The organism is Kerstersia gyiorum (assembly GCF_048595715.1).
Taxonomy (GTDB): Bacteria; Pseudomonadota; Gammaproteobacteria; order Burkholderiales; family Burkholderiaceae_B; genus Kerstersia; species Kerstersia gyiorum.
Window position 1 is genome coordinate 3431101 of record NZ_CP169556.1, and the last position, 20402, is coordinate 3451502.

17 protein-coding genes and 1 tRNA gene are annotated in these 20402 nt (G+C 64.7%); 13 read left to right on the plus strand and 5 right to left on the minus strand.

The features are described from left to right. Positions 1–110 precede the first annotated feature (110 nt). From ACEW7X_RS14995 to ACEW7X_RS15005, 3 genes are all read left to right on the plus strand, one after another. A complete protein-coding gene (locus tag ACEW7X_RS14995; protein WP_420177382.1) occupies positions 111–2552 on the plus strand; it encodes an ExeM/NucH family extracellular endonuclease in 2442 nt (813 codons plus the stop codon). A 158-nt stretch (positions 2553–2710) separates the two neighbouring features. Then, a complete protein-coding gene (locus ACEW7X_RS15000; RefSeq protein ID WP_068367815.1) occupies positions 2711–3631 on the plus strand; it encodes a sulfurtransferase in 921 nt (306 codons plus the stop codon). A 2-nt stretch (positions 3632–3633) separates the two neighbouring features. After that, complete coding sequence (locus ACEW7X_RS15005) at positions 3634–4908, plus strand: YeeE/YedE family protein (protein ID WP_420177383.1); 1275 nt, start codon at positions 3634–3636, stop codon at positions 4906–4908. Positions 4909–5151: 243 nt separating this feature from the next. On the opposite strand, the gene ACEW7X_RS15010 is transcribed toward ACEW7X_RS15005, so the two are convergent. Beyond that, positions 5152–5760, minus strand: a complete 609-nt coding sequence (locus ACEW7X_RS15010; RefSeq protein WP_134838879.1) for an arylesterase — start codon at positions 5758–5760, stop codon at positions 5152–5154. Here ACEW7X_RS15010 and ACEW7X_RS15015 point away from each other — a divergent pair. From ACEW7X_RS15015 to ACEW7X_RS15030, 4 genes are all read left to right on the plus strand, one after another. Then, on the plus strand, positions 5759–6451 hold the full coding sequence (locus ACEW7X_RS15015) for an ABC transporter ATP-binding protein (RefSeq protein WP_068367358.1): 693 nt from the start codon (positions 5759–5761) through the stop codon (positions 6449–6451). The genes ACEW7X_RS15010 and ACEW7X_RS15015 overlap by 2 nt on opposite strands. Positions 6452–6514: 63 nt before the next feature. Further along, the gene (locus ACEW7X_RS15020; RefSeq protein WP_420177384.1) at positions 6515–8998 is read left to right on the plus strand and encodes an ABC transporter permease; all 2484 of its coding nucleotides are present in this window, start codon (positions 6515–6517) and stop codon (positions 8996–8998) included. A 162-nt stretch (positions 8999–9160) separates the two neighbouring features. Beyond that, positions 9161–10762, plus strand: coding sequence for a flavin monoamine oxidase family protein (locus ACEW7X_RS15025; protein WP_068367362.1), 1602 nt, complete (start codon positions 9161–9163; stop codon positions 10760–10762). A gap of 75 nt (positions 10763–10837) precedes the next feature. Then, on the plus strand, positions 10838–11344 hold the full coding sequence (locus ACEW7X_RS15030; RefSeq protein WP_127775244.1) for a RidA family protein: 507 nt from the start codon (positions 10838–10840) through the stop codon (positions 11342–11344). A 49-nt stretch (positions 11345–11393) separates the two neighbouring features. Here the strand turns inward: ACEW7X_RS15030 and ACEW7X_RS15035 are convergent, their stop codons facing one another. Beyond that, positions 11394–12791 carry a PLP-dependent aminotransferase family protein gene (locus ACEW7X_RS15035; RefSeq protein ID WP_068367366.1) on the minus strand — a complete coding sequence of 466 codons (1398 nt, stop codon included), beginning with the start codon at positions 12789–12791 and terminating at the stop codon, positions 11394–11396. A 229-nt stretch (positions 12792–13020) separates the two neighbouring features. Between ACEW7X_RS15035 and cyoA the strand changes: the two genes are divergently transcribed. From cyoA to ACEW7X_RS15065, 6 genes are all read left to right on the plus strand, one after another. Beyond that, a complete protein-coding gene (gene cyoA, locus ACEW7X_RS15040) occupies positions 13021–13989 on the plus strand; it encodes a ubiquinol oxidase subunit II (protein WP_130486487.1) in 969 nt (322 codons plus the stop codon). A gap of 12 nt (positions 13990–14001) precedes the next feature. Continuing rightward, positions 14002–16005 carry a cytochrome o ubiquinol oxidase subunit I gene (gene cyoB / locus ACEW7X_RS15045; protein WP_068367370.1) on the plus strand — a complete coding sequence of 668 codons (2004 nt, stop codon included), beginning with the start codon at positions 14002–14004 and terminating at the stop codon, positions 16003–16005. A 2-nt stretch (positions 16006–16007) separates the two neighbouring features. Then, positions 16008–16655, plus strand: coding sequence for a cytochrome o ubiquinol oxidase subunit III (cyoC, locus tag ACEW7X_RS15050; protein ID WP_068367373.1), 648 nt, complete (start codon positions 16008–16010; stop codon positions 16653–16655). A gap of 2 nt (positions 16656–16657) precedes the next feature. Continuing rightward, positions 16658–16999 (plus strand): cytochrome o ubiquinol oxidase subunit IV, encoded by a 342-nt coding sequence (cyoD, locus tag ACEW7X_RS15055; protein ID WP_068367375.1) that lies wholly within the window; start codon positions 16658–16660, stop codon positions 16997–16999. 20 nt (positions 17000–17019) lie between these two features. Further along, the gene (gene cyoE / locus ACEW7X_RS15060) at positions 17020–17889 is read left to right on the plus strand and encodes a heme o synthase (RefSeq protein ID WP_068367377.1); all 870 of its coding nucleotides are present in this window, start codon (positions 17020–17022) and stop codon (positions 17887–17889) included. Positions 17890–18093: 204 nt separating this feature from the next. Then, on the plus strand, positions 18094–18852 hold the full coding sequence (locus ACEW7X_RS15065; protein ID WP_134838883.1) for a glucose 1-dehydrogenase: 759 nt from the start codon (positions 18094–18096) through the stop codon (positions 18850–18852). A 180-nt stretch (positions 18853–19032) separates the two neighbouring features. Here the strand turns inward: ACEW7X_RS15065 and ACEW7X_RS15070 are convergent, their stop codons facing one another. The 3 genes from ACEW7X_RS15070 to dnaQ all read right to left on the minus strand — a co-directional run bounded on the left by ACEW7X_RS15070 (position 19033) and on the right by dnaQ (position 20321). After that, entirely contained in the window at positions 19033–19197 is a 165-nt protein-coding gene (locus tag ACEW7X_RS15070; protein ID WP_167731919.1) for a hypothetical protein, read from the minus strand. A 156-nt stretch (positions 19198–19353) separates the two neighbouring features. Then, a tRNA-Val gene (locus ACEW7X_RS15075) sits at positions 19354–19428 on the minus strand. 149 nt (positions 19429–19577) lie between these two features. Continuing rightward, positions 19578–20321, minus strand: a complete 744-nt coding sequence (dnaQ, locus tag ACEW7X_RS15080; RefSeq protein ID WP_068367381.1) for a DNA polymerase III subunit epsilon — start codon at positions 20319–20321, stop codon at positions 19578–19580. Between the last annotated feature and the right edge of the window lie 81 nt (positions 20322–20402).

Sequence of the window (20402 nt, forward strand, 5' to 3'; positions counted from 1 at the left end):
GTGCCAGCATGTTAACGCCATGCGGCCGCCACGGGCTGCGGCGATTTAATGTCCTTGTCACCGATGGCGTTTACTTTGCGGGTTCCCAGGATGCCATGGAACCCTCCATCATGACGAGCCACAGACGCCTTGCCCCTTGCTATGCCGCCCTGCTGACCGCCTTTATGGCCGCGCCCGCTGCCGCTGACGTGATATTCAGCGAATATGTCGAAGGCTCGTCCAACAACAAGGCGCTGGAACTGCACAACTCAGGCAACAGCGTGGTGGACCTGAGCCAGTATGAAGTTCATGTGTATGCCAACGGTTCCAAGACGGTGTCATCCACCTTCAAGCCCACCGGCAACCTGGCAGCGGGAGCGACTTATGTCATCGCCCACTCGTACATGGCCGACACCCTCGGCAGCCGCATCAACCTGACCGCCGGCCTGAACTACAACGGCGACGATGCCGTCATCCTGAGTCACCAGGGCAATATCGTCGACCGCATCGGCCAGGTCGGATTCCGTCCTGCCGACGCCTGGACCGGCGCCAGCGGCGCATCGACGAAAGACAACACGCTGCGCCGCAAGGCCAGCATCAAGACGGGCGATGCCGCCGCAGACACCGTTTTCGACGTTGACCAGCAATGGGATGCCTTCCCGGTCGACAGTTTCGACGGCCTGGGCGCGCACCCTGACCTGGCGGAAACCGGCGGCGGCGCCACGGCCCAGTGCGGCGCACCCGCCACCGCCATTGCTGACCTGCAAGGCCGCGCCGACGGCGCCACGCTGGAAAACGTCCATGTAGAAGCCATCGTCACGGCAAGCTACACCTACAGCAACGGCTTTTCCGGTTTCTTCATCCAGACGGCCGACGCCGAACGGCTGCGCCGCCCCGGGGTTTCCGAAGGGCTGTTCGTCTATGCCCCGGGCAAGACGGTTGCAGCAGGCCAGCGCGTGCATCTGGTCGGCAGGATCGAGGAAAAGTACGAACAGACGCAGTTGACACTGGCCAGCGACATCGCCGTGTGCGCCACCGGCCAGGCCGTCCAGGCCGAAACGCTGGCCCTGCCGCTGCCCGAAGGCAGCGACCACTCCCAATACGAAGGCATGCTGGTGGAGCTGGCGCCCGGCCTGACTGTCAATAATGTCTACGAACTGGGCCGCTATGGCAGCATCCTGCTGGGCAACGGCCTGCTGCAAACCCCTACGCACGCCGTCGCTCCCGGCACTGGCGCGCAAGCGCTGCTGGACGCCAATACCCGCAACAGCATCATTCTGGATGACGGCTACAACCACCAGAATCCGGCCTCCGTCCCCTACCCGGCCCCGGAACTCTCGGCGGCCAATACACTGCGGCGCGGCTACACCACGACGTCCCCGGTACGCGGCGTGGTGGAAAAACGCTTCAGCGCCTGGCGCATCCAGCCGATTCCGGGCGCCGAGGCGCCCTCCTTCAGCAGCGCAGGCAATCCGCGCCCCGAAGCCCCGGCGCGCGCTGGCGACACCGACGTGCGCGTGGCTTCCTTCAACGTTCTGAACTACTTCAATGGCGACGGCAAGGGCGGCGGCTTCCCCACGTCGCGTGGCGCCCAGAGCGCCGAAGAACTGCAGCGGCAGGAAGACAAGATCGTGGCTGCGCTCAAGCAGCTTGATGCCGACATCATCGGCCTGATGGAAATCGAGAACGACGGCTATGACGATACCAGCGCCATCAGCCAGCTGACGCGCCGCATGGGCAGCAACTGGAGCTACATCCAGCCCGGCAGCGAACGCCTCGGCACCGACGAAATCACGGTCGCGATGATGTACCGCAATGACACGGTTCGCGAGACGGGCAAGGTTGCCACGCTGGAAATCGACGACAAGAACCGCATGCCGCTGGCCCAAACCTTTGAATCGGTGCGCGGCGGGCTGCCGGTTACGGTTGCAGTGAACCACTTCAAATCCAAGGGCTGCAACAATGCCACGGACGGCGATGCCGACCAGAACGATGGCCAGAGCTGCTGGAACCCGACACGCCTCAAGGCCGCCAAGGCACTGAGCGACTGGCTCGCGACCCAGCCCACGGGCATCAACACTGCGGGCCAGCTGATCATCGGCGACCTGAACAGCTACGCCAAGGAAGACCCCATCGTGGCGCTGGCCAACGCCGGCTATGCCGACCTGCTGGCACGTGACGGCGACGGCGCCGAGTACAGCTACGTCTTCAATGGCATGTCGGGCTACCTGGATCATGCGCTGGCCGACAAGACCCTGGCGGCCAAGGCGCTGAAAGCCCAGGCCTGGCACATCAATGCCGATGAGCCGCCGGCACTGCAGTATTCGCTGCAATACAAAAGCACGCAGCAGCAGGCATCGTTCTATGCCGCCGATCCCTACAGTTCCTCCGACCACGACCCGGTCGTGATCGACCTGGCGTTGTCCAAACCCGACGACAACGGTGGCGGTGAAACGGAAACCCCGGAACCGTCGCCCGGTTCCGATGACAAAAGCGGCGGCGGCGCGCTGGGGCTGGGCCTGCTGGCCGCCCTGGCCTGGATGCGACGCCGCGCCGTCTCTGCGCCACGCTGAACGCGCACCGGCCGGCGCTGCTGCCCAGGCTGCGCCGGCTGGCAGCCAAAAGCTGACTAATTCCTGAATAGGTTATCTGCTCATCACCAATAGATATTTCCGGCTCGCGAAGCAGAAAGTTACTGTCTGGCTTCCTAGCACTGCAACCGGAGATGTCCATGTCACTTCGTACCTTGTGGACCAGCGCCCTGGCTGCGCTGGCCCTTTCCTCTGCCCCTGCGCTGGCCAGCAACCCCTATCTGGTCTCCACCGATTGGCTGGAACAGAACCTGAACGACCCCGCAGTACGCGTGGTGGAAGTCAGCGTAAACCCCGGCCTCTACGAACGCGGCCACGTGCCTGGCGCCGTCAACTTCAACTGGCACACTGACCTGGTCGACACGGTGCAACGCGATATCGCTTCCCCCGAGAAATTCCAGACACTGCTGCGCCAGGCCGGCATCAACCCGGACACCACCACCATCCTCTATGGCGACAACAACAACTGGTTCGCCGCCTGGGGTGCGTGGGTCTTCGACATCTACGGCATCGACAACGTCAAGTTGCTTGATGGCGGCCGCAAGAAGTGGGAAGCGGAAGGCCGCCCGCTGAGCACGGCTGCCGCCACCCCGTCCGCCGGCACCGTCAGCGTGAAACCCGCCAATACAGCCCTGCGGGCCCGCCTGGCCGATGTGCTGGCCGCTGCCCGCCAGGAAGCAGACGTGGCCCTGGTGGATATCCGTTCCGCCGATGAGTACAGCGGCAAAATATTCGCCCCCAACGGCGTGCCCGAGCTGGCCGTGCGCGCCGGTCATGTCCCCGGCGCCGTGAATGTCACCTGGAGCAAGCTGGTGGCCGAAGACGGCAGCTTCAAGCCGGTCGAGGAGCTCAAGGCGATCTACAGCGCCGTCGGCATCGACGGCAACAAGCCCATCATCACCTACTGCCGCATCGGCGAACGCTCCAGCCATTCCTGGTTTGCGCTGAGCAAGCTGCTGGGCTATGACGTGCGCAACTACGATGGCTCGTGGACCGAGTACGGCAACAGCGTCGGCGCACCTATCGAGAACCCGGCAGGCACCATCTGGGGCCAGACCTGAGCATGACCGTGTTGTCCCAGCCGCCCGCCGCCCTGCTGCCGGCGGCCACGCATCCCCCGCCTGCCAGCGGCGCTACCCAGACGGCAGAGGAACCTGCCGCCTGGCGTCGCCCCCGGCTGCCGGCACTCGCTGCGGCCACGCTGGTTGCCGGCGGGCTGGCCTGGTGGGCCTGGCAGTTACAGGGCATTCCCGGCACCGGCCGGGGGCTGGCGTTCTCGCTGCTGGCTGGTGCATTTTTCGGCTTCGCGCTGCAACGCTCGCGCTTCTGTTTTTATTGCATCACGCGCGACTACCTGGCCCATCGTGACGCACGCGGGTTGCTGGGCCTGATTGCGGCGCTGGCACTGGGGCTGCTGGGCTATTACGCCGTGTTCGGCGCTTTCCTGCCGGTGCCTGCGCCCGGACGGCTGCCGCCGGGCGCCCATATCGGGCCGGTCAGCTGGGTGCTGGCGCTGGGCGCGGCAACCTTCGGCCTGGGCATGGCCATTTCGGGCTCCTGCATCAGCGCACACCTTTACCGCCTGGGCGAAGGCGCGTTCCATTCACTGTTCGCCCTGCTGGGCGCGTTGGCTGGCTTCGGCCTGGGCTTCGCCACCTGGAACCCGCTTTATGCGGCTGTCATCCGCGACGCCCCCGTCATCTGGCTGCCCCATCACCTGGGCTACGGCGGTTCGCTGGCCCTGCAACTGACACTGCTGGCCGCACTGGCCGCCTGGCTGCTGCGCAATCAGGGCCGCCATCACGCCGCCACCGGCGGCACAGCCGCACCGGTAAGCCTGCTGGCCCTGTTGTTCAGCTGGCGCTGGCCGGCCTATGCCGGCGGCCTGCTGATTGCCGGCCTGGGCGCCATGGCCTACTTCCGCGTTGCGCCGCTGGGCGTCACGGCCGAACTGGGCAGCATCGCCCGCACACTGGCCGACAGCCTGGGCGCGCTACCCGCCAGGCTGGAAGGACTGGATGGCTTCGCAGGCTGCGCCACGGTCATCAAGCAAAGCCTGCTGTCCAACAACGGGGTATTTGTCGCGGCCCTGGTACTGGCGTCTTTTGCCAGCGCCATTCTGGCAGGAGATTTCCGGCCGGTGCGACTGCACCCCGGCACGGCACTGCGCCATGCGCTGGGCGGCCTGCTGATGGGTTGGGGCGGCATGCTGGCGCTGGGCTGCACGGTAGGCACCCTGTTGTCAGGCATCATGGCGGGAGCCGCATCCGGCTGGATTTTCGCCCTCTTCTGCCTGGTCGGTGCCTGGCTGGGCTGGTGGCTGCGGCAGCAGGCCTGAAATTCGTTGAAATCCGGCGGAATGCAGCACCTGAAAAGGCCGCTGGCTGCCCGCCAGCCGCCCGTTATACTGCCTGCTTCCGAGCGTCCCTAACAAACCATGGACACACCGCCATTTCCGCCGGCATTACCGGCATGGCGCCTGCCCACAGGCGCCATGGTGGCTGGCCTCATGGCCGGGGCCAGGCCCCGCAGCCGCCTAGCATCCGGTTTGGAATGGCGCCGCTGCGAGCCGGTACAAGCATCAGGGCAGCAATTCACGCAGCGCCGGCCACACGTTTTCCAGCACCTGCGGCTGGGCCGCCGCCACCGGATGCAGGCCATCGCTTTGCATCAGCGCCGAGTCCAGCGCCACCCCTTCAAGCAGGAACGGCACCAGGCCGGTCTGGTAGCGCTGCGCCAACCCGGCATACACCTGGCGCAAGCCATCGCGGTAGCGCGGCCCATAATTCACCGGCAGTTCGATACCGATGAGCAGGACTTCGGCCCCGGCCGTACGCGCATCTTCTATCATGTCGGCCAGGTTACCTTCCAGCGCGGCCAACGGTTGGCCGCGCAATCCGTCATTGGCGCCCAGTTCCAGCACGAGTATCTCGGGGTGGTGCTCTTCGAGCAACGCGGGCAATGCCGCCTTGCCATTGGCGCTGGTCGCGCCGCTGACACTGGCATTGACGACCTTCCAATCCGGCGCCTCGGTGGCCAGGCGTTGGGACAGCAGGCTGACCCAGCCCTGCTCCGCAGGAATGTTATGCGCAGCAGATAGGGAATCCCCCATTACCAGAATCACCGGATCAGCCGCATGCGCGAAAGGCGCGGCCATCCACAGGCACAGCAAGCAAAGGAAACGACGCATGAGCGGTTCATCCCAGGAACAGGTACTTTTGGAAAGCCTGAATGTTAGCAAGTCGGTGACAGGCCCCACCGGCAGACTCGATATCCTGGAGGATATCTCGCTGCGCATCCATGCCGGAGAAAGCGCCGCCATCATCGGCGCATCCGGTTCCGGCAAGACGACCCTGCTGGGACTGCTGGCCGGGCTGGATGTTCCCAGCAGCGGCAGCATACGCCTGGACGGCCACGCGCTGGAAACCCTGGATGAAGAGGCCCGAGCGGGATTGCGCCGCCGCCTGGTCGGTTTCGTCTTCCAATCGTTCCATCTGCTGCCGGCGCTCAGTGCCGAGGAAAACGTCATGCTGCCGCTGGAACTGGAAGGTGCCGCGCGCGCGCGTGAACGCGCCCAGGCCGCACTCGATGCCGTCGGCCTGTCGCACCGCCGCGGGCACTATCCGGCACAGTTGTCCGGTGGAGAACAGCAGCGCGTTGCCATAGCTCGCGCCTTCGTCAACGAACCGCGCATCCTGTTTGCCGATGAACCGACCGGCAACCTGGATGCCCGCACCGGCGGCGCCGTCAGCGACCTGTTGTTCCGTCTCAACCAGGAGCATGGCACGACGCTGGTGCTGGTCACACACGACCTGACACTGGCGCAGCGCTGCCAGCAGACCCTGCACATTACAGCCGGCCGCCTGGTCGATGCCGCCTGAGGCCGCCGCCGTGCCTGTTCCCTGCTTCCCGTGTCGTCCCACTCCCGCTGTTGCCCGACATCCATGAATATCCTCCCCCTGGCTCTCCGTACCGTCCGGCGTGAATGGCGCCTGGCGGAATTGCGCACCCTGGCGCTCGCGCTGGTGCTTTCGATTGTTGCGCTGGGAGTGGTCGCCACCCTGGCACTACGGGTTGAACACAGCATTGCCGCAGGTTCCGCCGAGCTGGTCGGCGGCGATGGCGGCATCAACGCCCCCAGCCCTATCCCTGCCGAATACGAAATCCAGGCCCGGGAAATGGCGCTCGCCACGGCCCATGCCGTGCGTTTTCCCAGCATGGCCTTCGCCCAGGAACAGGCCCAGTTGCTGAACCTGGCGGCCGTCTCGCCCGAATGGCCCCTGCGCGGGGAAATCACGCTGCGCGACGCGGACGGCAGGCAACACACCGCCCCCGCTCCCCAGCCCGGTGAAATTTACCTGGATGCGCGCGCGCTTGCCGCACTGGGCGTCGACATAGGCGCCACCGTGCAGATCGGCGACGCCAATCTGCGGATTGCCGGTGAACTGCTGCGCCAGCCCGACGGCGGCAACGTCTTCGCACTGGCCCCCACGGCCCTGGCCCCGCTTGCCGACATCGAACGCGCCGGCCTGCTGGGGCCCGGCAGCCGCGCCCGCTACAGCCTGCTGCTGGCCGGCGCGCCCGGCGCCGTGCAGGACTGGAAGCAATGGGCGGCCAGCCAGGCCTTGCCAGACAACGCTCGCCTCATTGAACTGGAAGACGCGCAACAAAACCTGGGCGGCGCCTTCGAGCGCGCCAACGCCTTCCTGCGCCTGTGCGCATTGCTCGCAGCACTGCTGGCCGGCGTCGCCATCGCACTGGCATCTCAGCGCTATGCGCAACGCAAGACCGATGAAGTGGCGCTGCTACGCGCACTGGGCGCCCCGCGCGCCGACGTGCTGAAGCTCTTGGCTGGCACGCTGGCCGCACTGGCCCTGCCCGCCGCCCTGCTGGGTATCGCACTGACACAAGGGCTGTCCGCCCTGGCCTGGCAAGTCGCAGGCAAGCTGTTCAGCGGCGCCCTGCCAACCGTACAACCTGTCCTGCCGTCGCTGGCCGCTGCCGCCATGGGCCTGGCCATCCTGGCCGGATTCGCCCTGCCGCCGCTGGCCCGGCTGGCGGACGTCCCGCCAGCGGCGGTGTTCCGCCGCAGCGTGGCACCCCGCGTGCGCCGTTTCGACCTGTTCTACCTGCTGCCACTGGCTACCGCGCTGGGACTGATCTGGATGCAGGCCGGCAGCGCCAGGCTGGCCATCATCCTTGCCATCAGCCTTGCGGTCGTAGCCCTGGTGGCTGCCATCCTGGCGCTGTTGGCCCTGTGGCTGGCGCGCCGTGTCGCCGCCGGCATCCACCCCGCCCTGCGCCTGGGCCTGGCGTCGCTGGCCCGCCGCCGCTTCACCAGCGCCGTCCAGGCCGTGGCGCTGAGCCTGGGTCTGTGCGCGCTGCTGATACTGGCCGTGGCCGCCCCGGCCCTGTTGCAGGAATGGCGTTCGGAACTGCCGGATGAAACACCGAACTGGTTCGCCCTGAATGTCCTGGAGGAACAAGTGCCCGATTACCGGGCCGCCCTGGACCAGGCCAGTGCCTCCCAGGTCGCAATGCTGCCGCTGGCCGTAGGCAAACTGACTGCCATCAACGGCGAGCTTGCTGAGAGCTTCTACCAGACCCCGGAACAGCGCGAGCGCGCCGCCGAGCAACTGCGTTTTTCCTGGAGCGCCACGCTGCCCTCGGCCAATCGGCTGGTCGCCGGCGCCTGGCAGGCGCCTGAGGCCGGAGCGGCCGGCCTGTCGGTGGAAAAGGGCTGGATGGAACGCTTTGGCCTGAAGCTGGGCGACAGCCTGACACTGGAGAGCGGCGGGCGCAGCGTCACCGCCACCATAGACAGCGTGCGGGAAGTCGACTGGAGCTCCTTCCGCGTCAATTTCTTCCTGCTGCTGGACCCGGCCCACGCGGACGGCATGCCGCATACCTGGATCGCCAGCTATTACCTGCCGCCAGCGCAGAACAACCACTTGGCGGACATGGCCCGACAATTCCCCAACGTCAGCATGCTGGACGTCAATGACCTGCTGGAACGCGTGCGCAGCATCATCGAGCGTGTCAGCAGCGCAGTGAGCTGGGTGCTTTCCTTCAGCCTGCTGGCCGGCGCACTGGTGCTGGCTGCCGCGCTGGCCGCCAGCACGCAGCAACGCCGCCACGAAGCCGCGCTGCTGCGTACCCTGGGGGCCCAGCGGCGCCAACTGCGCCTGGCCGCGCTATGCGAATTCCTGGTCCTGGGACTGATTGCCGCACTGACCGCCACGATGGGCGCCGCAGGTGCCGGAAGCTGGCTGGGGCAAAGCGTGTTCCGCATGGCGGCAGTACCGCTGCCCTGGGCGCAATTGGCCGGCACCGCCCTGCTGGCGGCGCTGGTCATCACCTTGCTGGGCCTGGCCGGGACACGGCGCATCCTGAATACCCCGCCCATGGCGTTACTGCGCGCAGCCTGACCCCAGGGCCGCCTGGCGGCGCGCCCGCACTGCCGCAAGGCCTCGTCACAGTGCGGGTTGCGTCATTCTGGTGCCTGCCCTGGGCCTGCCCACAGTGACCGGAAGATGGCATGGATATTGCTTTGCATGTGGAGTTCTCACCCACCCGCAAGGCAGAAATCCATGTCAGACAGCATCCGCACCCCTTCTTCCGCTATCCCCACCCGCCGGGAATTTCTTTACCGTGCCGCCGCACTGGGCGGCCTGGGCCTGGCCATGGCAACAATGAACGCCTGGGGCCTGACGCTGGCATCGCAGAGCGACCAGCCCCCCAGGCTGCAAGGCAGCGGCAAGGGCAAGCGCGTGCTGATACTGGGCGCCGGCATCGCCGGGCTGACCAGCGCCTACGAACTGCGCAAGGCGGGCTATGACTGCATGATCGTGGAAGCCCGGCCCATCGCTGGCGGCCGGGCGCGCACCGCCCGCAAAGGGACGCGCAGCGAAGAACCCGGCAATCCCTCTGTCTGCGACTTCGACAGCGGAGATTTCTTCAATCTGGGGCCGATGCGCATCCCCTACCACCATCGTTCCACGCTGTACTACACGCGCGAATTCAAGGTGCCGCTGGGCATTTTCGTCAACGACAACGACGCTGCCTATGTCTACCATGAAAACGCAGGTGCGCTTTCAGGCCAGCGCCTGCGGCAGGGCGAGGTCAAGGCGGACATGCGTGGCTACGTCAATGAACTGCTGGCCAAAAGCATCGTGGACGGCAAGCTGGACGAGCAAATCACCGCCGCCGACAAGGCGTTGTTGCTGGACTACCTGGCGCAGGAAGGTTATCTGGGCAAGGACGACCTGCGCTATCACGGCACCAATGGCCGTGGCTACGCCGTCAATCCGGGCGCGGGCACCGAACCCGGCCCTGGCACGCCATCCGACCCGCTGGGCTTCGCAGAACTACTGGGTTCCAGGCTGGGGCATATCTACCAATCGGTGCAGAGCTTCAACCAGCAGATCACCATGTTCCATCCGCTGGAGGGCATGGACCAGATTCCCGCCGCCTTTGCACGGCAGCTCAACGGCCTGATCCGCTACCAGGCGGAAGTGCAATCGCTGCGCCAGAACGATGCGGGCGTCACCGTGGTCGTCAAGGACACCCGCTCCGGCACGGCCGAAACGCTGCAGGCCGATTACTGCATTTGCACGATCCCGCTGCCCGTGCTGAAAGACCTGGACACCGATTTTTCCGCTGCCTTCAAGGCCGCCATCGCCTCGGTGCCCTACATGCCCGCCGGCAAAATCGGCCTGCAGATGAAAAACCGGTTCTGGGAAGTGGATGACGCCATCTATGGCGGCCACGTCCGCACCGATATCAAGGGCATAGGCAACATTACACTGCCCTCGAACAACTGGCAGGGTGCGGCAGGCATCATCCTGGGCTACTACAACTTCGGCGGCAACGCCGAAACCATCGGCAAGCTTGACCCGGCCGAACGCACCACCTTCGCGCTGACCAACGGCCAGAAGATATTTCCGCAATACCAGGAAAGCTTCCGCAACAGCTTTTCCATTGCCTGGCAAAACGTACCCTACAACCGGGGCGGCTGGGCCCACTGGAGCGAAGAAGGACGCCGCACCACCTATCCCCTGCTCCTGGAGCCGGAAGGCCGGGTCTATCTTGCCGGCGAACACCTGAGCTACCAGACCGGCTGGCTCTCCGGTGCCATCGAATCCGCCTGGCAACAGATCGCCAAGCTGCACGCCCACGCGCAAGCGGCCTGAACCCATCCCTGCACGCCGGCCCGCAGGCCGGCGCGCTGCCGACCCTTTCCCCTGCCACTCAGACGAGGTCTATCCATGCAAGCCCACTTCCGCCGCCAGCTGATTCCCGCCGCCCTCATTGCCGCCGCGCTGGTTCATACGCCTGCCAGCGCCACTGGCATTACGCGCCATGCCTCCGGCAATCCGCAATCTCCCATCGCCGCCGCCACGGAAGTCGCACCCGGCCTGGCAACCGTCTATCTCAGCGGCCAGGTGCCATCGGTGCAGAACCAGGACGCGCCGCCTACCAGCGCCGCTGCGTTCGGCGACACGAAAACCCAGACCATCAGCGTCCTGGGCAAGATCAAGAGCCAGCTTGCCGCGCTGGGACTGGGGCTGGAGGATGTCGTCAAGGTCCAGGCCTATCTGGTTGCCGACCCGGCGACCGGCAAAATGGATTTCGCCGGATTCAGCGCCGGCTATGCCGAATTCTTCGGCGGCAGCCCGGCCATCCTGAATGCCCGCTCCACCATGCAGGTGGCCGGCCTGGTGAACCCCGGCTGGCTGGTTGAAATCGAAGTCACCGCTGTCAAACGGCCCTGAGCACAATCCGGCGGGCGCACGGCCCGCCCCTCCGTCTGCACCGCCCCCCCTACACCACCACGGCTGGCAAGGCCGGGCGCTGCTGCGCCAGCAGATCCGCCAGCACCTTGAGTGCGCGTTCCAGTCGGCGCCGGTCCGGCACCGCACCCAGCGAAATCCGTATGGCCTTGGGCGCCACGCCTTCCACCGTGAAAAACTCGGAAGTGCAAATGCCCAGTCCATGGGCGCTGGCCGCCGCCAGCAGACCGTTCAGGCTCCATTGCGCCGGCACAGCTTGCCAGATATGAAAGCCACGCGGTCCTTCACGGTGCGCGAAGGGCAGCACGGCTTCCGCCAGCTCATAGCGTATGCGTGCTTCCGCGGCAACGGCATCGCGGAAAGCATCCGCCACGCCGCTGCGTATCCATTGCGTCGCCAACGCCGCCATCAGCGGTGCGCCCATCAGCGTGAGCGCCCGCATGGCCAGCGCAAACCCGTCCTGGGTGGCGGCATCCGGCAAAGCGACGAAAGCAGTGCGCAAGCCCGGCGTCAATGATTTCGACAGCGTCGCCACATGGCTCACGATATCCGGCGCGAGCTGCGCCAGCGCAGGCGGGCGTTCCGTTGCCAGGAAACTGTAGGGGTCGTCTTCGATGACATGGACCCCATGTGCGCGCGCCACGGCCAGGATGTCCTGGCGGCGCCCGGCCGGCATGGTCATGGCGGTCGGGTTCTGAATCGTCGGGTTGAGATACAACAGGCGCACACGCTGGGTGCGGCAAGCGCGTTCCAGCTCGTCCGGCAGCATGCCGCACTCGTCGGTCGCCACCGCCACCATGCGCCTGCCGCTTTGCCGCACCGCCTGCATCAGGCCGGGGTAACTCAATACCTCGGCTGCCACGGCATCGCCCGGGGCGCTGTGCGCCAGCACCAGTCCTGCCAGCGCCACCTGGGCCCCCGGCACCACCGCAATACGCGCCGGGTCCACCCGGCCCAGGCTGGCTTCCAGCCATGCCGCCGCCGCTTCGCGGTCGGCCAGGCTGCCCGCCCCCCAGTGGTAAGTCATCAGTGTGTCGACATCGGCACGCGCCAGTACGTCGTTCATGCCCTGGCGCAACATGCGCTCCAGCTTGTCGCCCGGCGGCGGCGGCGGAATATTCATGCTGAGGTCGGCCACCCGGCCGTCGTCGGCGGGGCCATGGGACACAAACGACCCCTGCCCGACACGCGCGTCCAGCAGGCCACGGCGGCGAGCCTCCGCATAGGCACGCGTCACTGTCGTCAGATCCAGCCCGAGTTGCCGGGCCAGGTGCCGCTGCGGTGGCAGCCGATCCCCGGGCCGCAGGCGTCCTTCATCCACCGCCGTGCCAATGGCATCGGCAATCTGCAGGTAGCGCGGTCCGCCGCCGTCGACCAGCGCATCCAGCCAGGCAGGCGCAGCCATCGACGCATCGCTTTTGTCATTCATGCGAATCGTATGGTGATTGTTTGTGATATATTCCGATCCTGCAGAATATTGTATGCATACATTATATGTATAAATACATACAAATCTCGCAAGCCTCGTCCGGCCCGGTCCTGCAGCCTGCCCCAATCATAGAGCATGTCACGCCAGGACACGCCCTCTCGGCGTCCGCGTCCGGCCCCCCGCCTGCGACTCCTCATCCGGCGTCCCCGCCCATGTCCAAGAAATGACGATGAAACCGTTGAAAATACGACACCTATGCATGCTTCCAGCCTTGCTGGCGCTGGCCGGCCTGTCAGGCTGTGACTGGGAACTGATCAACTCCAAGGGCCAGGTCGGCATAGAGGAGCGCAACCTGATCTTCACGGCTGTCGGCCTGATGCTGATCGTGGTCCTGCCTGCCATCATCCTCAGCCTGGTCTTCGCGTGGAGATACCGCGCCTCGGCCAAGGCCCGCTATATGCCGGAATGGTCACACTCCACCGCAGTCGAAGTGGTCGTATGGGGCTTCCCCATCATTATTATTTGCATACTCTCAGTAGTTGTATGGAAAAGTACACACAAACTTGATCCATACAGGCCGCTGGACTCGGAGGTGCCGCCCATCACCGTGCAGGCCATTTCGGCGGACTGGAAGTGGATCTTCCTCTATCCGGAACAGGGCGTCGCCACCGTCAACGAACTGTATATCCCGGCCAATACCCCCGTCGCCTTCGAAATCACCTCCAACAGCTCGATGAATACCTTTTTCATCCCGCAGCTGGGCGGCCAGATTTATGCCATGGGCGGCATGCGCACCATGCTTCACCTGATCGCCAACGAACCGGGCGACTATCGCGGATTTTCCGGCAACTACAGCGGCAATGGCTTCTCCGACATGCACTTCGTCGCCCACGCGCTGCCGCCAGAGCAATTCGAACAGTGGGTGCAGCACACCCGCGCCGGCAGCGGAGACTTCGATTTCGAGCGTTTCCTGCAAGTTGCCAAGCGCCCGGAAAACCCGCCCTACCGCTACCCGATCGAGCAGTACGCCAGCCTCGAGCCCAAGCTGTTCGAACGCATCATCGGCCAGTTCGTCGATATGAGCCACCACGCCGCCGCACCGGCAGACGGGCACGGCCATGCCCAGGACGACGCCCCCAGCCACGATAGCCTCCAGGGCGGACATGCCGCCCCGGAAACGCACCCGAATGCCCTGTAACCGAGACCGGACATGTTAGGAAAACTCAGCCTGGCGGATATACCGCTACACGAACCCATCGTCGTCATCACCCTGATCGCCATCCTGATTGGCGGCCTGGCGGTGGTCGGCGGCATCACCTACCTGCGCAAGTGGAGCTATCTCTGGTCTGAATGGATCACCTCCGTCGATCACAAGAAGATCGGCATCATGTATATCTTCGTGGCGCTGGTCATGCTGGTGCGCGGCTTTGCCGACGCCATCATGATGCGTGCCCAGCTGGCTGTGGCCAATGGCGGCAGCGAAGGTTTCCTGCACCCCGACCACTACGACCAGATCTTCACCGCCCACGGCGTGATCATGATCTTCTTCGTGGCCACGCCATTTGTCGTGGGCCTGATGAATATCGTCGTGCCGCTGCAGATTGGCGCGCGCGACATGGCCTACCCCTTCCTCAACGCATTCAGCTTCTGGCTGTTCGTGGTGGGCGTGGTGCTGGTCATGCTGTCGCTGGGCATAGGCGAATTCGCCATGACCGGCTGGGTCGCCTATCCGCCGTTGTCCGGCATCGAGCTCAGTCCGGGCGTGGGGGTGGATTACTACATCTGGGCGCTACAGGCATCCGGTCTGGGCACTCTGCTCACCGGGGTCAACCTGTTCGTGACCATCATCAAGATGCGCGCCCCCGGCATGACGCTGATGAAAATGCCCGTGTTCACCTGGACCGTGCTCGTCACCTGCGTCATCATCATCGCCTCCTTCCCCATTCTGACCGGAACGCTGGCCATGCTGACGCTGGACCGCTATCTGGACACCCACTACTTCACCAATGATCTTGGCGGCAACGCCATGATGTACGCGAACCTGGTGTGGGCCTGGGGCCACCCCGAGGTATATATCCTGGTGCTGCCGGCCTTCGGCGTGTTCTCCGAAGTTACCGCAACCTTCGCCCGCAAGAAGCTGTTCGGCTACAAGTCCATGGTGGGCGCGACCGTTGCCATCGGCATTCTGTCGTTCATCGTCTGGCTGCACCACTTCTTCACCATGGGGTCCGGCGCCAACGTTAATGCCTTCTTCGGCATCATGACGATGATCATCGCCGTCCCGACAGGCGTGAAGATCTTCACCTGGCTGTTCACGATCTACCGCGGCCGGCTGGAATTCACCACGCCCATCCTGTGGACCATCGGCTTTCTGGTCACCTTCGCCATCGGGGGCATGACCGGCGTGCTGCTGGCCATCCCCGGCGCCGACTTCCTGCTGCACAACAGCCTGTTCCTGATCGCCCACTTCCACAACACCATCATCGGTGGCGCGCTGTTCGGCTACTTCGCCGGCTACGCCTACTGGTTCCCCAAGGTCTTCGGCTTCAAGCTCAACGAGCGCCTGGGCCGCTACTCCTTCTGGTGCTGGATCATCGGTTTCTACCTGGCCTTCATGCCGCTCTACATGCTGGGCTTCATGGGCATGACGCGCCGCCTGAACCACTACGACAACCCCGCCTGGGTACCCTACCTGTACGTGGCCTTCGTGGGCGCGTGCTTCGTGGCGCTGGGCATCTTCTTCATGGTGCTGCAGCTGGTGGTCAGCATCCGCGACCGCAACAAGAACCGCGACCTGACGGGCGACCCCTGGAATGCACGCACGCTGGAATGGGCGACTTCCTCGCCGCCGCCGTTCTACAACTTCGCCGTCACGCCGCGCGCCGATACGCTCGATGCCTTCCATGAAGCCAAGAAGCATGGCGGCATTGCGCGCCCCGCGCACTACGAGCCCATCCATATGCCCCGCAACAGCGGCCTGCCCTTCATCATGTCGGCCTTCGTGCTGGCGCTGTGCTTCGCATTGATCTGGCATATCTGGTGGATGGCCATTGCCGGGCTGGCAGGCACGATCATCACCTTCATCTGGCGTACCTATGACAAGGACACGGACTACTACGTGCCGGTCAAGGAAATCGAGCGCATCGAGAACGCCCATTACCAAGCTGCCCACTCCCAAGCTGCCCAATCCCAAGTCCAAGCGAGCCAGGCCTGAATATGTCCACTCATACCTTGAACCCGAGTACCGGCGCGCACGCCAAGCCGCACACAGGCCACGGCCACAGCCATGACCACCACGGGCACGAAGCACACGGCGACAACACCGTCTTCGGCCTGTGGATCTACCTCATGTCCGACGTCGTACTGTTCGGCAGCCTGTTCGCCACCTACGTCGTGCTCATGAACGCCTATGCCGGCGGCCCGACCGGCCAGGAAATCTTCAACCTGAAGTTTGTCCTGGGCGAAACCTTCGTGCTGCTGTTCTCCAGCATCACCTTCGGCTATGCCTCACTGGCCATCCACCGTGGCGACAAGAGCAACGCCTTGCGCTGGCTGTGCGTGACTTTCGTGCTGGGCGCGCTCTTCATCGCCATGGAAATCTATGAATTCCAGCATCTGGCCAGCATAGGCGCCGGCCCCAGCCGCAGCGCCTTCCTGGGCGCTTTCTACGGTCTGGTCGGCACGCACGGCCTGCACGTTACCGCCGGCCTGATCTGGCTGGCCGTGCTGATCCACCAGACCTCGATGGATGGCCTGACGCCGCGCAACCAGACCCGCCTGGCCTGCCTGGGCCTGTTCTGGCACTTCCTGGATCTGGTCTGGATTTGCGTCTTCACTGTTGTCTATCTGACGGGAGCCCTGTAATCATGTCCCAACACGGCCACACTGATACCGATAGCGCTGGCGCCAGCTACGGCACGCTGCGCTCGTACAACACCGGCTTCATCCTGGCGGTCATCCTGACGCTGATTCCGTTCGCGCTGGTGATGTACCCCACCGGCCTGGAACGTTCCACCACCTTGCTGCTGATTTTCGGTTTCGCCATCGTGCAGACCATCGTGCAACTGGTGTACTTCCTGCACATGAACCGGCACTCGGAAGGCGGCTGGAACCTGTCCAGTTTTGTCTTCACGATAGTCATTCTGCTGATCGTGGTCGGCCTGTCGCTCTGGATCATCTGGAGCATGAACGACCACATGATGATGTAAAGGCAAGGCCCGCCGTGCGCATGTTCAGGCAATACCTGCTGTTGACCAAACCCGGCATCATCGCCGGCAACCTGGTCAGCTTTGTCGGCGGCTTCCTCCTGGGAACCGCCGGCCACGCCAGCCTCGCCACCCTGCTGGCGGCTGCGGCCGGCGTGGCCCTGGTGATCGCCTCGGGCTGCGTCTTCAACAACTATATCGACCGCGACATCGACGCCGCGATGACGCGCACGCGCCAACGCAGCCTGGTCACCGGCCTCATCGCCCCCCGCCACGCCCTGCTGTACGGCACATTGCTGGGGCTGGCCGGCCTGCTGCTGCTGGGCACCCAGGGCGGCGGTACGCTCGCCGCCCTGCTGGGACTGCTGGGTTTTGCCGTCTATGTCGGCGCCTACAGCCTCTACGGCAAGCGCAATACCGTGCACGGCACGCTGATCGGCAGCCTGTCGGGCGCCATGCCGCCCGTGATCGGCTATTGTGCGGCCAGCGGCTGTTTCGACATGGGTGCGCTGATGCTGCTGCTGATGTTCTGCCTGTGGCAAATGCCGCACTCCTACGCCATCGCCATCTTCCGGGCGCAAGACTATCGCGCCGCTCGAATCCCGGTGCTGCCGCTGCAATACGGGCTCGCTTCGGCCCGCAGTCAGATCATCGGCTATACCGCCGCCTTCGCCGCCTGCAGCCTGATGCTGCCGCTTTTCAGCGCCGCCAGCTGGCTCTACCTGGTCACGGCCCTGGCTGGCGGGCTCTACTGGCTCAGGCTGACGCTGGCGCCCTGCGACCCAGGCAACCCCGGCCCCTGGGCACGCAAGCTCTTCCTTTTCTCCATCCTGCTGGTCGTGCTGCTGAGCCTCACCATGGGTATCGACGGCCTGCTGCACACGCCTGACTGAACCCGGCCAGCGCGGCCAGCCGGCAGCGCCAGGACCAACAGCGACGCTGCCGCGGCAACGCCATTGCCCGTGCCTGCCCGCCACCGCGACCGGGGCACCCGTCCCCTTGCCACCCAAAAATGGAATACCATTCCAGAACCAGTCTGGGCCGTGGATTTCCCCCACTGCCAGCACTGGCGCCATCAACAAGGAGACATCATCACCATGGCAAACCCGGCACAGCAACTTTTTGATTTGAGCGGCCAGGTCGCGGTCGTGACCGGCGGCGGCTCCGGCCTGGGCGCAGCCGCCGCTCGCGCGCTGCGCAACGCCGGCGCGACTGTCATCATCCTGGGCCGGCGCGCAGACGTACTGCAGGAACAGGCTGACCGCCTGGGTGCGCAAGCCATGCGCTGCGACACGCGCGAACGCACGCAGGTCAGCGCCGTGATGCAGGAAGTGGTCGCCCGCCACGGCCGCCTGGATATTCTGGTGAATGCGGCGGGCATCCACCGCAAGTGCCCGTCGCTGGATTTCCCGGATGAGGAATGGATTGCCGTCCATGCTGTCAACACGCATGGCAGCTTCATCTGCGCCACCGAAGCGCTGCGCCACATGCGCACGGCCGGACACGGCAAGATCATCAATTTCTGTTCATATGGCAGCGCCAACGGCCTGCCCGAAAGCGTCGCTTATGCTTCCAGCAAGGGCGGCCTGCGACAGATGACCAAAAGCCTGGCCATCGAATTCGCACCGGCGGGCATCCAGGTCAATGCCATCGAGCCCGGCTGGTTCAAGACCGAAATGACATCGGCCATGTTCAGCGATCCGGCCTGGCTGGAACGCACCCAGCGCCGCATTCCCGCCGGTCGGCCCGGCGATCCCCAAGACCTGGATGGCGCCGTGATCTTCCTGGCATCCAGGGCCTCCGATTACGTGACCGGTATCGCCCTGCCCGTGGATGGCGGCGCTCAGGCCGTGTAAAGAGTACTAAAGGGCGGTAGAGGCTGATAGAGCCTGGCCAAGGTTGGATCTATCCCGGCACCTATCCACCACCAACCGGCACGCACCAGTCAAACAGCGACACCATGCCCGGCGTCTTGCCTCGCGCAGCCGGGCAGGCTCCGCCTGCCTGCCGAGGCAAGACGCTTAGACGATGCGCCCTTACACAATGCGCCAGATGACCGCGCCGATGACCCAAACCACGCCGATCACAATCAGGCACAGAACGAACTTCCACAGCAGCTCGGCGAATCTGACCAGCACACAGGCCAGGATACCGCTTCCGGCCAGCACCAGTGCGAAACGCAGCCACTTGGGCCACTCCATGCCGAACCGCTGCGATTACGGGCTCATCCCTTTGGTATCTTCGACAGGCGCGACCATCGTGCCCATGCTTCATGGCCCGATACAGTGCCGCAGACGCAAAAAAACCTGCATGGCTATGCCATACAGGTTTCTGCCGTACGTTTCCGTACATGAATCTGGTGGGCGGTACAGGGTTCGAACCTGTGACCCCTGCCGTGTGAAGGCAGTGCTCTACCACTGAGCTAACCGCCCAGATTTCTTCAAACCTCGAAGAGAAAGAAATAATAGCATCGTAATCACCGAAGCAGCAAGTTTTTTCTTGCATGGCCGACAAACCAGCCTGCGCCACAGGACGGCCAGCACAGAGAAACACAAATCGGCACTGGTCTCACATCGGCCTGTCAGGACTGCGCAGCTTCGGACTGCGGTTCATAGCGCCGCCAGACGCACTCCCCCTTGACCGCCTTGTCCAGCGCCGCCAGGTAATCCGCGTGCGCCTGTATCTCGTCGGCGCCCGCTGGCAGGACAGCCAGCCTGGACGGGTCGAAATCGTCGCTGCCGCTGCGGAACTGGATCGCGTTGCCGCTGGCTTGGTTATCCGCAGCATCGACATCACCCAGCAGCGACTCCTGGCCACGCGTCATGGCCAGCCAGACTTCCGCCAGCAGGCGAGTATCCAGCAAGGCCCCGTGCAGCGTACGGTGCGCATTGGAAATGCCGTAGCGGTCGCACAGCGCATCCAGCGAATTGCGCTTGCCCGGATGCATCTCGCGCGCCACCATGAGGCTGTCCGTTACCTTGGCGCAATAATCCCGCACCTTGCCCAGGCCTACCCGTTGCAGTTCGGCATCGAGGAACTTGATATCGAAGGCCGCGTTATGGATCAACAGCTCGCCGTCGCGGATGAACTCCACGAAATCCCTGGCCACTTCCTCGAAACGGGGATGGCCGGACAGGAACTCCGTGGTCAAGCCGTGCACCGCCAGGGCCTCGGGGTCGCTGTCGCGGTCGGGATTCAGATATTGATGGTAGTAGTTGTCGGTAACCATGCGGTTATCGACCTCCACGGCACCGATTTCAACGATGCGATGCCCTTGCGCCGGTTCCAGGCCGGTGGTTTCGGTATCCAGTACGATCAGTCGCATGCGGGCAAGACTCCTCACTCATAGAAACAGGCAGGGCACTGCCGGAAAGACATCAGTGTAAAACAAGCCGGGCGCCGCGCT